Annotated in this window: 11 protein-coding genes; 4 read left to right on the top strand and 7 right to left on the bottom strand. The window is 66.1% G+C overall.

Going from position 1 to position 12,430, the window contains the following annotated elements; translation table 11 throughout:
* Positions 1–119: 119 nt before the first annotated feature.
* Together QZV84_RS05825 and QZV84_RS05820 are read right to left on the bottom strand one after the other, a co-directional pair.
* Positions 120–1,358 (bottom strand): alkaline phosphatase PhoX, encoded by a 1,239-nt coding sequence (locus QZV84_RS05825; RefSeq protein ID WP_292826719.1) that lies wholly within the window; start codon positions 1,356–1,358, stop codon positions 120–122.
* A gap of 395 nt (positions 1,359–1,753) precedes the next feature.
* Positions 1,754–1,972, bottom strand: coding sequence for a hypothetical protein (locus tag QZV84_RS05820; protein WP_292826716.1), 219 nt, complete (start codon positions 1,970–1,972; stop codon positions 1,754–1,756).
* Between the two features lie 143 nt (positions 1,973–2,115).
* Here QZV84_RS05820 and QZV84_RS05815 point away from each other — a divergent pair, with 143 nt between their 5' ends.
* Entirely contained in the window at positions 2,116–2,904 is a 789-nt protein-coding gene (locus QZV84_RS05815) for a DUF222 domain-containing protein (RefSeq protein WP_292826713.1), read from the top strand.
* A gap of 206 nt (positions 2,905–3,110) precedes the next feature.
* Positions 3,111–4,418: a glutamine synthetase family protein gene (locus tag QZV84_RS05810; protein WP_292826710.1), complete on the top strand. Its 1,308-nt coding sequence runs from the start codon at positions 3,111–3,113 to the stop codon at positions 4,416–4,418.
* Between the two features lie 74 nt (positions 4,419–4,492).
* Here QZV84_RS05810 and QZV84_RS05805 read toward each other — a convergent pair whose 3' ends face one another.
* The 3 genes from QZV84_RS05805 to QZV84_RS05795 form a co-directional block, all read right to left on the bottom strand.
* Positions 4,493–6,937 (bottom strand): glycoside hydrolase family 3 N-terminal domain-containing protein, encoded by a 2,445-nt coding sequence (locus tag QZV84_RS05805; protein WP_292826707.1) that lies wholly within the window; start codon positions 6,935–6,937, stop codon positions 4,493–4,495.
* A gap of 38 nt (positions 6,938–6,975) precedes the next feature.
* Positions 6,976–8,277: an MFS transporter gene (locus QZV84_RS05800; RefSeq protein WP_292826704.1), complete on the bottom strand. Its 1,302-nt coding sequence runs from the start codon at positions 8,275–8,277 to the stop codon at positions 6,976–6,978.
* Between the two features lie 67 nt (positions 8,278–8,344).
* Entirely contained in the window at positions 8,345–8,551 is a 207-nt protein-coding gene (locus QZV84_RS05795; protein ID WP_292826701.1) for a hypothetical protein, read from the bottom strand.
* On the opposite strand from QZV84_RS05795, the gene QZV84_RS05790 reads away from it, so the two are divergent.
* Positions 8,544–9,689 carry a LacI family DNA-binding transcriptional regulator gene (locus QZV84_RS05790; protein ID WP_292826698.1) on the top strand — a complete coding sequence of 382 codons (1,146 nt, stop codon included), beginning with the start codon at positions 8,544–8,546 and terminating at the stop codon, positions 9,687–9,689. The genes QZV84_RS05795 and QZV84_RS05790 overlap by 8 nt on opposite strands.
* Before the next feature lie 87 nt (positions 9,690–9,776).
* Here QZV84_RS05790 and QZV84_RS05785 read toward each other — a convergent pair whose 3' ends face one another.
* Complete coding sequence (locus QZV84_RS05785) at positions 9,777–11,180, bottom strand: aldehyde dehydrogenase family protein (protein ID WP_292826695.1); 1,404 nt, start codon at positions 11,178–11,180, stop codon at positions 9,777–9,779.
* Between the two features lie 116 nt (positions 11,181–11,296).
* On the opposite strand from QZV84_RS05785, the gene QZV84_RS05780 reads away from it, so the two are divergent.
* Positions 11,297–11,950: a transglutaminase family protein gene (locus tag QZV84_RS05780; RefSeq protein WP_292826693.1), complete on the top strand. Its 654-nt coding sequence runs from the start codon at positions 11,297–11,299 to the stop codon at positions 11,948–11,950.
* A 79-nt stretch (positions 11,951–12,029) separates the two neighbouring features.
* Here QZV84_RS05780 and QZV84_RS05775 read toward each other — a convergent pair.
* On the bottom strand, positions 12,030–12,430 hold a 401-nt coding region (locus tag QZV84_RS05775; RefSeq protein ID WP_292826690.1), incomplete at its 5' end, for an acyl-CoA dehydrogenase family protein.

Raw genomic sequence — 12,430 nt, 5'->3', positions numbered from 1 at the left:
CTTCGCCGGCTCGGAACCCCTCGGCGATCCGAAGTCAACCCAGACGACGTCGCCGGGTGATGGAGACTGAGGCATCCACCACCCGCTTGTCAGCGCGTGTTAGCGGTTGTCAGCGAGAATCAGCGCTGTGTGATGGTCCAGGTGCCGTCGGCCTGCGCCTTGTCGGGGTGCTGGACGTTGAGGAACAGCGTCTTCGGGTCCTTGCCGAAGTAGATCCCCGAGATCTCAGCGCCGGAGTCCTTCAGCGAGGCGAACTGCTCGACCGAGTCAGCCGCACCGTCGTGGTCGGTATCGAGACCGGCGACCCAGACATCCGAGAGGTAGTTGTCCTCGACCATCCAGAGGCGACCGTCGGGGCCCTGCGCAAGGTTGTCAGGGTTGTTGAACCCGGTCACGCCTGCGGCCGCATCCTCAACGGGGACGTTCAGGCCGGACTGCACGAAGCTCGACAGCACGTTGCTGTTGAGGTCGATCGCGACGACGCGGTCCTCCGAGGTGTTCGCGACATACAGGGTGCTGCCGATCACCTCGACGTCTTCGGGGCGACCGAACTCGGTTGCCGCGACCGCGTTGGCGGCAGCATCCGCGTCGGTGACGACCAGGTCCATGTCCAGCGCGACCCATTCGAATGCGCCGACCTTCTCTCCGAAGGTCGCCGAGCTCCACAGCTGGGCGCTGTCGTCGAGGCCGGTGAGCTTGAGCGCGTAGAGCTGGCCGTCCGAGAGGTCGCCGCGCGTCGTGGGCACGAACTTGTAGATCGACCCGCCGTTCAGCTCATCGATCACGAAGACGGTGCCGTCGCCGATGGCCTCGATGCCCTCATGGCGCAGGATGCCCACCTCGGTGCGCGTCTCGACCTTGACGACCTTGGTCGGGTCCTTGGGGTCCAGGAACGCCTCGAACAGGCGACCGCCGGCAGTCTCCTCGGCGAACAGGATCGTACCCCACGGAGTCCAGCGGATGCCGTCGAGTCGGCGCCAGCCTGGATCCTGCGCGATGACCTTCGCCTGACCGGTCTTCAGGTCGACGACCGACAGTGCGCCATTGGCACCGACCTCGTGTGTGCGGTAGAGGTAGCGGCCCGCCTGCTGCCCGGTCTCGTTGACGGTGTTCATGTCGGTGAGGTCGTCGACGCCGTCACCGTAGATGTCGAGCACGGTCTCATCCGCGAGCAGCTTCTGCGAGTAGCCCTCGGGGATGACGAACGGCTCCGTCCATGTGGCCGTCGCCTCGGAGTAGGGGGTTCCGTCGATGGGATCGAATCCCATCGGCCCGTCGGCGGCGAAGCCGGCCGTGGCCGGCATGAGTGCGAAGGCGGTCGCACAGATGGCGGCGCCGGCGATGATGCGAGTACGCACGAAGAGTCTCCTCAGTGTTCGGGGGTTGTGGGACGGCGCCACGCTAACGATCGGAGGTGACGCAGGGGTGACCAGCGCAGACCGATGGCCGCCAGTCAGGTGAACACCGCATTACTCGGGAACGGGAACCTTCCTTCAGGGATCTATCCGGCAGCCGCGGGCAGATCTTGTTCTGATAGGCGAGCACTTCACCGGTGAAGTACTTCGTCTCCAGGTGCATGACCTGAGAACCCTCGCGCCTGAACATACCCCGGTGACTGGGGATCAGAGTGACGAGTTCCGGCGCGGTGGGGGTGGGATGGCGAACGAGGGTGGCAAAATACCATCTATGTTCTAAACAGTTGCAACCCCTGGTCAAATATCGTACCCGCACACCCCTGTTTTATCAGGCCCTATTAGAATATCTGTTTGACACTCACTACGATTGCGGGTAACATCGATGCATCGACGATCCCATCGACGACTCGAGCGATCCGCTCGCCGGCATCGATGAAGCCTTCGCCCTGCTTCGCGCCGCGTGGGCCGCAGGCGGTGAAGGGCCGCTGTTGCCGGCATCCGCGTTGAATGGCGCCCACCTCATCGCGGTCAACAACGCGCTCGGGCTGCTGCGGCATCACGATGCTCGACCGCGCCGCGCTCCGCGCCGACCGAGTGGCGCTCGACACTGCGGAAAGCATCCTCTCCGACCAGGCCGTCGGCATGAGCCTCGACCAGCTCGCCAAGCTGACCGCTCGCGCGGAGGCTCATCTCGACCCCGATGGGCTCGAACCGAAAGAAACGCAACGCGCGCGGCGACCGGTCCTTCGTCATGTACGAGCGCGACGGAATGCTGCACTTCACCGGCAAGTGCGACGTCGAGTCGGGCGCGCCCATCAAGACCGCAGTCGAGGCGATCGTCACCGCCGATTTCCGCGCGGCGCTCGATGACCCACACCGCGGATCCGACCCCGATTCAGACCTGCGGTCGGTCCCCCAGCGTCGACTCGACGCGCTCGCGCTGATCGCCCGGCACTTCCTCGGGTGCGACCACAGCGACATTCCGCTCGGCGGGGCGACCGTCGTCGTGCGGATGAACCTCGAAGACCTCCAGAGCGGCGAAGGCCACGCCCTCATCGACGGCATCAGCCAACCGGTGAGCATCGCCACCGCACGCAAAATGGCCGCGGGCGGACGCATCATCCCCTGCGTGCTCGACACGGACGGACAGATCCTCGACTGGGGACGCGAGAAGCGGCTCTTCACCAAGTCACAGCGGCTCGCGCTGGTCGAACGAGACGGCGGGTGCGCGATGTGCGGACTACCACCGGGAATGACCCGAGCGCATCACATCAAGTGGTGGACTCGAGATCGGGGCGCCACTGATCTCGCCAACGGCGTGCTGCTCTGCGAATCCTGCCACCATCGCATCCACGACAACGGCTGGGACATACGGATAGACGGCGTCGGCACCCGCGCAAGAGTGTGGTTCATCCCACCCCGACATGTCGACATCGATCGAACCCCGCGCCTCGGCGGCAGAGCCCGCTTCGACTACCTCGCGGCCTGACGACATGAGCACGCGGCATCCGCATTCGATGCCGCCTGCCGCATATTTCGCGCACCGGGGATCAATATGTCACCCACAGCACGACGTCAGGGCCGCCGTGCTTCTGTCACCCGTCTGGACGATGGCGCCCGCGAGCGAGCACAATGTGACGTATCGGTCAGATCGGGCGGACACATCGGGCCGGGACGGAACGGGCGGGGGTCGATGTGGGCGACAACGATAACGGCCCGCACGCGGAGAGCGGCATCCGTGGCGGGTCCCTCCGCAGACTGCTCCTCACCCTCATCGATGCGGCCGGAACCGAACGCTCGCGGATCATCCCGCGCCCTCACATCGCGGCAGCCCTCGACAGCGGAGTACACGCCTCGATCAGCAGCGCCGCGCTTTTCACCCCGCGCGACGAGCCGATAGACGCCGCAGGGCTCGATGCGGTGATCGGCGACGTGCTCGTGCGACCCGACGCGTCGCGACTTGCCCTGATCGACGAGCGGATGCAGCTCGGCTGGGCACCCGCCGACGTGCTCTGGCCCGAAGGGACACCGTTCTTCGGCTGCGGACGTTACGCGGTGCGCCGAACGGTCGAGAACCTCATGGCGGGCGGACTGCGGGCACGGATCGGCTTCGAAATCGAGTTCAGCCTGATTCGAGATGGTGCCGCCGACTCCGGCCCGCGTCCCGCCCACGAGGGCCCCGCATACGGTCAGCGGCCGCTGCTGCAGAATGAGCTCTTCATCGACGCCCTGCTCGACGATCTCGAGATCGCGGGCGTACCGGTGCTTCAGGTGCATGCCGAACACGGTCTCGGTCAGTTCGAACTCGCCCTCGCTGCCCGTGATCCGCTCGCTGCGTGCGACGACTACCTGCTCACGCGTCTTGTCATCGAGCGCGTCAGCCTGCGCCACGGCCTCACCGCGTCGTTCGCGCCGATTCCGCCGGTCGGCGCCGCGGCGAACGGCATGCACATCCACCTCTCCGTCATGCAAGGTGAGAGCAACCTGCTGACGCCGACGGCGCCCGACACCCCCACGCGCGACGGCCTCGCAGTCATCGCGGGCATTCTCGATGCGCTGCCCGCCGCCACCGCGCTCCTGTGCGGGAGCGAGTCGAGCTACGAGCGGCTGCGACCGGGCCGATGGTCGGGGGCCTCGCTCTGCTGGGGTGTCCAGAACCGCGAAGCAGCCGTGCGCTACATCCCCTCCACGGCGCAGGCGGGCGCCCACGGCGCGAACATCGAGGTCAAACCCGGTGATGCCACCGCCAACCCCTACCTCGCGGTCGCCGCCCTCCTGGCGGCAGCGTCGGACGGCCTCGCGCGCAGGACGACTCCTCCCGCACCGATCGAGCTGAGTCCCCTGCGCCTGAGCGTCGAAGAACGCGAAGCACGCGGCATCCGCTCTCTGCCTTCGACCCTCGTCGACGCGCTGTCGCTGCTGAACGAGTCGGCGATGCTCCGTCGGCAGCTCAGCGATCGGCTCGTCGACCTGTACGTGGCGGTACGGATGCCGCGACCCTGACCGACTCTGACGGACCTGACCGACTCGGCCACACCCATCGCCAGACTCATCGAAGCCGAGCGGTTCCCGGCCTCCTATTCGACGTGCGAAACCGACAGGAACGAGCGGGACCGGCCGAGCTGGACAGTCGGTCCGACGACGTCGAACGTCGCCTGGGCGCGGATGTCGTCCGACGCCGAGCCGATCAGCACGTCGATGGGGCCGGGCTCGATGATGTATGTCGACCCATCCAGGCCGAGGTAGCCGAGCTGGTCCATCCGCACCGTGAACGTCACCGTGGAGGACGCACCGGGTGCGAGTGAAATCCGCCGGAAGCCGACGAGTTCCTGGGCGGGACGAACCAGCCCCGTTGCGGTGTCGCTGAAGTACAGCTGGACGACCTCGTCGCCGGCCACCGTCCCCGTGTTCGAGACCCTGATCCTGACGTCGACCGACCCGGTCCCCTCCACGGTGCTGTCACTCAGGCTGATGTCACCGTATTCGAATGTCGTGTAGCTGAGGCCGTGCCCGAACGCGAAGAGCGGGGTCGCCGGCATGTCACGGTAACCCTGGTGCATGTCGGTCTCGGTGCGACGGTAGCCGCTGCCGACGTGCTGGCCCGCGTAGACAGGAACCTGGCCGGTGTGGCGCGGAATGCTGTACGGAAGCTTGCCGCCGGGTGTTGCAACTCCGAACAGCACGTTCGCAATCGCCCGCGTCCCCTGCTGGCCGCCGTAGTAGGCGTGCACGAGCGCGGACAGCGACGGGAGCGACTCGGTGATGACCATCGGGCGGCCGGTCGAGAGCACACCCACCACGGGAGTGCCGGTCGCCGCGACAGCGCTGAGGAGTGCGCGCTGCGTGCTCGGCAGCTCGAGGTCGGCCGAGTCGGATCCTTCGCCTTCGGTGGTCGCACCGAAGAACCAGCCGCCCCGGCCACCGAACGCGGCGATGACGACGTCTGCGCCGGCCGCCGCCACGACCGCGGCGTCGATGTCAGATGGCTCGGAGTCAAGGACGCCACACCCGGTGACGACCGTGATCTCGGCATCCGGAACCAGCTCCCGGACCGCCTCAACCAGGCTGATCGAACCATAGTGCTGACGGATGTAGTCCTCTGGCGACACCGCGAATGCGGCACCGAACTCTGCACCCGCCGCCGCCATGGCCTCCGCCGGCATCTCGCCGCCGAGTTCGTCGAGTCCCGCCATGCTGCCCTCGCCGCCGGCCATCATGCCGCCGATCATCCCCAGGCCCACCGGGTAGGTGTAGCCGGGGAATGCGAACCCAACCTCGTCCGCGTGCGGGCCGACGATCGCGATGCGTCGCACCTCACGAGACAGCGGCAGCACCGCCGACTCGTTCTTGAGGAGCGTCAACGACTCCTCGGCCAGCTGCTGCGCGAGGTCGACGCCACGCTGCGCAGTGCCAGCGAGGACGATCGGGTCCTCGTCGACATAGGGGCGCTCGAACAGCCCCAAGGCGAATTTGTCGCGCAGCACGCGCCGGACGGACGTGTCGAGGACCCCCTCGCCGACGACGCCGGCCCGGACCTGGTCGGCCAGCAGTGTGCCATAGCCCACGGTGGCAGGCAGTTCCACATCCAGGCCGGCAGTGAGCGCAAGTGTGCCGGCCTCCGCGACGTCGCGCGCGACCCGTTGGCGCGTGTGGAGCATCGGGACCGTGGTGTAGTCCGAAACGACGGTGCCCTCGAAGCCGAGCTCATCGCGTAGCAGCCCGGTGAGGATCTCCCAGGAGGCTCCGACGGGGACGCCGTCGATCTCGGAGTAGGAGTTCATGATCGATGCCAGGTCGGCGAGTCGGATGGCCGCCTCGAACGGGCGCGCATAGACCTCGCGCAGCTCGCGGGAAGTGACCTGGGTCGCGGCCATGTTCTGGCCGCCCTCCGTCATCGCGTAGCCCAAGAAGTGCTTCGCGGTGGCGATGACGCCCTCGCGCAGGTCGTCGCCCTGCAGGCCTCTGGTGAACGCCACGCTCAGGGCGGACCCGAGGTAAGGGTTCTCGCCGTACGTCTCGTGCACGCGGCCCCAGCGAGCGTCGCGCGCGACATCCATGACAGGCGCGAGCGCCTGCAGGAGACCGACACTGCGCATCTGCTGACGCATCAGGTCTGCCATCTGCCCGACTGCCTCGGGGTTCCAACTCGCGGCCAGGCCGATCGCGGTCGGGAAGACCGTGAAGTCCGGCGCCAACACGCCGTTGAGCGCCTCGTTGTGGAAGATGGCGGGGATGCCGAGCCGGGTGTTTTCGACCAGGTACTTCTGGATCGAGTTCACGGAACGAGCGGTTGTCTCGGGCGACTTGTGGCCGAACATGCCAAGAGCCGAGATGTGGCCGATGCCGTTGCCGAGCAGCTTCTCGGCCTGAGACTCGATGATGCCGTCGAGGCCGAGCAGAGCGATCGGCATGGTCGCCGAGAGCTGCATGGCCTTCTCGTCGATGGTCATCTGCTGCAGCAGCGCGTCGGCGCGCTGGAGGGGTGTGGCGTCGATGACGGCCCGCGGGGTGATGGTGCTCATGTTCTGATTCCTTGTCGAATGTGATTCAGGGTGCGATGTCAGCGGGATGCCTTGATCGGCCAGACCGCGAAGGCACCGAGCACGCTCAGTGCGATACCCAGCGGGAACAGCCCGACGAAGCCGAAGCCGAGGACGATGGCGCCGGCGATGGCGGGGGCGAGGGCCTGAGGCAGGGTGGCGGCGATGTTGACGACGCCGAGATCCTTTGCGAACGACTTCGCGGACGGCAGCACCTGGCTCATCAGCGCAGTGTCGACGGCCTGGAACATGCCGAACCCGAGGCCCGCGACGAAGGTCATGACCATCCAGGCGGGCAGCGTGGGCGAGATCATCGGGGCCAGCATCGCGACTCCGACGAGCACAGACGATCCGAAGATGAAGGGCTTGCGGCGGCCGACCTTGTCGGAGAGCGGCCCGGAGACGATGGTGGAGATCAGGATGCCGGCGAGGGTCAGCAGTCCGAGCACCGGGATGACCGTTGCGGGGTTTTCGATGCCGATGTAGTCAGTGAGTATGTAGAACTGGTAGCCGGTGACGGTGAAGTACCCGGCGTAGAGCAGGGTGCGGCCGGTGAAGGCCCAGAAGAAGTCGGGGTGCTTGACCGGGTTGACCCAGAACGTGCGGAGGAAGTCTGCGAAGCGGAACGGCTCCCGCGGGACTTCCTTGCTGGAGTAGTCCGGGTTGAAGATCACGAACAGCGTCAGCATCAGCACCGAGAAGACGGCCAGGAAGAGGTAGCCGGCCGCGATCGAGCCGAGGAACACCGAGCCGACGATCTGACCGCCGAGTGCGCCGACCATCAGGCCGATGCCCGACAGCGCCGAGAACGTGCCGCGACGCTTGATCGGAACCCGGTCGGGCATGACCGCGGACAGCGGTCCCTGCGCGAAGTTGTACGCGGTCTGCACGATCGTCGCCGCGATCAGCACACCCACGAACGAGTCGGCGAATGCGAGACCCACCAGGGACAGCGCGCCGACGACGGATCCGATCATGATCCACGGCGCACGACGTCCGAAGCGTGACCGGGTGCGGTCGGAGATCTGACCGGCGATCGGCTGCCCGAACAGGGCGAAGACCGCGCCGACCGTCGAGATGATCGCAAAGTTCGCGATCTTGTTCGCCGAGTCGAGCCCGGCGACCTGCGCGGGCAGCAGGATCCCGAGGAACGCGCCCCAGATGATGAACACGCCCATGTTCGCCGGGATGATCCACCACAGCAGACGGCGGACGCCCTTGATCGGAGTGGGCGGGTCTTCGTTGCCCGCTGCCTCCTCGATGAAGGCGATTTCGGCGTCGACGTCGTCGACGGGCGCGAGTGGTTCTGACGGCATCGTCATGATGTTCATTCCTTTTGAATGGGGTGGTGAGCACTCTTCGTCACGTGCTCGGGATACTGCAGGTTGTTCAGTTGGCAAGAGCGAACGGCGAGGTGGGCCAGATGTAGTCGCCCGAGCACATCAGCGGCGAAGCATCCGCCAGGTCGTGCGAGCCGTAGAGGTAAACCCGGTCACCGAAGACGTGCGGCTCTCCGTCGGGTACATATGCCTCAGCGAGAAGGAACGGGTTGATCGATGCCTCCACGGTGCCATCCGGGAGCTGCATCGTGCTCACTGCCCACTCCATCGTCGGGAATTCACTTTCACGTGACTTACGCGCTTCACTTACGCGCTTCACCCATCATAATAGAGCTATGGATGCCGTTCCTGTCAAGTCACCCGAGGACGCCAACCTCCCACCCCGGGCGTTGCCGACGGGCGAGGATGTCGCGCGGCGCGCCAACGTGTCGCGTGCGACGGTGAGCTATGTCCTTAACGGCGTCACATCGCAAAAGATCTCTCAGAAGACACGCGAGGCCGTCCATCGCGCAGCCGACGAGCTCGGCTACCGTCCGAATCCTGCCGCCCAGAGCCTCGCGGCCGGCGCGTCTCGCATTGCTCTGCTGGTGATGCCCGGCGTTCACCTCGGCGAGCTGTTCATCGAGGTGAGCAGTCTGCTGACCGCGCGCGCCGCGGAACGGGGCGTGACCCTCATCGTGCACATCGAATCGCCCGCGAGCAGAACAGTCATCGATGTCGCCCAAGACCTGCGACCTCGCGCTGTTTTCAGCATGTTCGGTCTTGACGAGCAGACCGTGAGCTGGCTGCGCGAACGAGGAATTCCGGTCGCCTCCCTGCGGCAAGACAGTGGCGACAGCGTGACAGCAAACGACCGATCGGGCTGGCTTCAGGTGCATCATCTCGCCGACCATGGACACTCCCGGATCGGATTCGCGGACACTGACGACCCCGGCCTGCGTATGGTCGCCGAGTCGCGGCGCGACGATATCCTCGACGCCTGCAGGCAGCATGGCCTGCCCACGCCGCTCCACGAGCAGTTCGGGCTGGACGGCCATGACGCGGCAGAGAAGGTCCGCCGCTGGGTCGAAGCAGGAGTGACCGCTGTCGCCGCCTACAACGACGAGGTGGCGATCACTGTTCTCGCCGGCATCCGTCGCGCCGGCCTGCGCTGTCCCGAGGATCTCGCAGTGATCGGCGTCGATGAGATGGCGATCAACGGCTCGATGGACCCGCCGCTGTCCTCGATCGAGTTCGACATGGACAACTTCGGCTTGCTTTATGCGGACGCCCTGTCCGCAATGCTCGACGGGCGAGCAAGCCCGCCACGCGAACTGGTCACCGACGATCTCATGCGAGTTGTCGAGAGGGCCTCAACAGCCGGATCGCCGCTGATGTCGTTCGATCCCGCATAGACCACGATGAGCGGCAGGAGGGCTGCAGCCGGGTCGTAAGGGTTCCTATCCTGCGCAATCGACGATGACGAGTGGTGGCGCGCGATCTCAGAAGAGCTTGCGCGCCAGCTTCTTGGCCCGCTCGGAGTAGGGCGGATACATCATGCTCGTTACGTCTGGTCGGGTGGGCTTGGTCATCACAGACTTGCGGTGGCTGAACTCCTCGAAGCCGAACCGGCCGTGATATGCACCGATCCCCGACGGTCCGACGCCACCGAATGGCAGCTTGGCGGTGGAGAAGTGGAACAGCAGATGGTTGACCACCATGCCGCCCGCGGTCACCTCCTTGATGACCCGCTCCCGCACCCTCTTGCTCTTGGTGAACAGGTATGCCGCCAGCGGCTTGGGCCGAGAATTGATGAACTCGATCGCCTCGTCGAGTGAGTGCACGGTGACGATCGGCAGGATGGGCCCGAAGATCTCGTGCTGCATCAGCGGCTCGTCGGGGTCGGGATCCACGACCACGGTCGGCTGAATCTTGATCGCACCGGCGTCGGACCCGCCGCCGATGACGACCTCGCCCTTGGTCGCCGCCAGTGTGGCGACCAGCCGGTCGAAGTGCCGCTGATTGACGATCGGCTTGCCCGAGCTGCTCTCGGCCTCGAACTTGTCGATTGCGGCCTTGATCGCCTCGACCAGTTCATCGCGGATCGACGCGTCTGCGAGCACGTAGTCCGGCGCGATGCAGATCTGGCCCGAGTTCATGAGCTTGGTCCATGCGATGCGCTTGGCGGCGACCTCGATGTCAGCGTCAGCGGCCACGATGACCGGGCTCTTGCCGCCCAACTCGAGGATCACCGGCGTCAGGTGCGCCGCGGCGGCCTCGTAGACCTTGCGGCCGATCTCGGTGCCGCCGGTGAAGCACAGCTTGTCGAAACCCTGCGCGATGAGATCCTGGCTGACCGAGCCGTCACCCTCGACGACCACGATGGCGTCGCGGTCGAGGTACTTCGGGACGAGTTCGGCCATGAGCGCCGACGACGCCGGCGACACCTCCGACGGCTTCATCACGACGGCGTTGCCTGCCGCGATCGCTCCGATCGCCGGGCCCAGGGTCAAGGCGAAGGGGAAGTTCCACGCGCCGATGACGAGGACGGTGCCGAAGGGCTCGTACTCGATCCACGCGCGGCCGGGCAGCTGTGCCACCTCGAGCAAGCGGTGCTTGCGCTTGGTCCACTTGCCGACGTTCTTGGCGGCGTCCTTCGCTTCCGCGGCGACGCTGGCAATGTCGGCGAGCCAGGCCTCGAAGGGCTGGCGGCCGAGATCCTGCGCCAGTGCTTCGGCGATCGCCGTTTCGTTTTCGACGATCAATCGCTCCATCGATCTCAGCTGCGCTCTGCGCCATTCGACGCTGCGCGTGCGACCGCTGGCGAATGTCTTGCGCACCCCCGCGACGATAGCTGGTAGGTCAACGACGGCAGGGGTGGGAGGAGCGACGGAGACTGTGGTCATGGGCCCGATTCTAACCACCGGAACCTGACCCGCAAACGATCATGCAGCGAAACTGTCTGGTAGCGTGGCGCTGATTGGCGCCCTTGCGGGGGCGCTCGGACGACGTAGGGGTTGTGATGAGCGCGAAGACTGCTGAGCCGACGTTCACCGAGGTGACACGGTACCTGGACTGGGACCAGCCCGCCGTGCAGGAGTTCACCGCCGAGGCGATCGGCGATGCCACCGACCCCGTCGAAAAGGCCAGCCGGATCTTCGTGGCCGTGCGCGACAGCATCTGGTATGACCCGTACATGATTCCCGCGGCGGACAGCGACTTCCGCGCGAGCGTCGTGGCAACGACCACGCGTGCGTATTGCGTGCCCAAGGCCGTGCTTCTCACGGCTGCAGCCCGGGCGGCGGGAATTCCTGCCCGACTCGGTTTCGCCGATGTGCGCAATCACCTGCAGACCGACACGCTGCGGGAGAAGATGCAAGGTAGCGACCTGTTCCCCTGGCACGGCTACACCGAAATGCTGATCGACGGACGCTGGGTCAAAGCGACTCCGGCCTTCAACGCCGAGTTGTGCGCGCGGTTCGGTGTGGAGCCGCTCGAGTTCGACGGCGTCCACGACGCGCTTCTGCATCCATTCTCCGGGGACGGCTCCGAATATATGGAGTACGTGCAGGATCATGGCTGGTTCGCTGAACTGCCCCTTGATCGGATACTCGCCTCGTACGAAGGGTTCCGCTTCGACGACAGCGACAAGGTGGTCGACGAGAAGTTCGCGTGATCGCTTTCGGACGGACGTCTCGCCTGTTCGTAGCCGCGCGCGACTGAAACGATCCGAGATTCGATGCGCGGCGGCGGTGTCAGCCGCTGGCGACGTCCTTGAATGCCAGGTCTTTGTCCAGCCGGGGCTCCCCCGGCAGGCCCAGGACGCGCTCGCCGATGATGTTGCGCTGGATCTCATCCGACCCACCCGCGATCCGGATGGCGGGGTTGCTCAGCAGTCCCATCTGCCACACGCCGGCGTCGGCCGTGTCCCCGTGCATCAGCATCCCGTCGCCGCCCATGATGGCAACTGCGACGTCGGATGCCCGGGTGCCCAGACGGGCCGCGGAAAGCTTGCCGATCGAGCCTTCGGGGCCCGGGATCTGACCCTTCGAGAGGGCGGTGAGCGACTTGTAGCCGGTGAAACGCATCGCTTCGGCCCAGATGTAGAGCTGCATGAGATCCTGACGGATCACCGGGTCCTCGATCGCCGGCTTCC

Origin of the sequence: Microbacterium sp., from assembly GCF_011620715.1 — a bacterium.
Classification (GTDB): Bacteria; Actinomycetota; Actinomycetes; order Actinomycetales; family Microbacteriaceae; genus Microbacterium.
The sequence above is the reverse complement of the archived record's forward strand: the minus strand, read 5'-3'. Positions and strand labels throughout refer to the sequence as shown.

What these genes read in the sequence shown, in the direction of transcription:
- QZV84_RS05780 (WP_292826693.1), top strand. Translation starts at nt 11,297, where the DNA reads ATGAGCGCGAAGACTGCTGAGCCGACGTTCACCGAGGTGACACGGTAC.
- QZV84_RS05815 (WP_292826713.1), top strand. Translation starts at nt 2,116, where the DNA reads ATGGGCTCGAACCGAAAGAAACGCAACGCGCGCGGCGACCGGTCCTTC.
- QZV84_RS05785 (WP_292826695.1), bottom strand. Translation starts at nt 11,180, where the DNA reads ATGACCACAGTCTCCGTCGCTCCTCCCACCCCTGCCGTCGTTGACCTA.
- QZV84_RS05805 (WP_292826707.1), bottom strand. Translation starts at nt 6,937, where the DNA reads ATGAGCACCATCACCCCGCGGGCCGTCATCGACGCCACACCCCTCCAG.
- QZV84_RS05820 (WP_292826716.1), bottom strand. Translation starts at nt 1,972, where the DNA reads ATGCCGCAGCAGCCCGAGCGCGTTGTTGACCGCGATGAGGTGGGCGCC.
- QZV84_RS05800 (WP_292826704.1), bottom strand. Translation starts at nt 8,277, where the DNA reads ATGACGATGCCGTCAGAACCACTCGCGCCCGTCGACGACGTCGACGCC.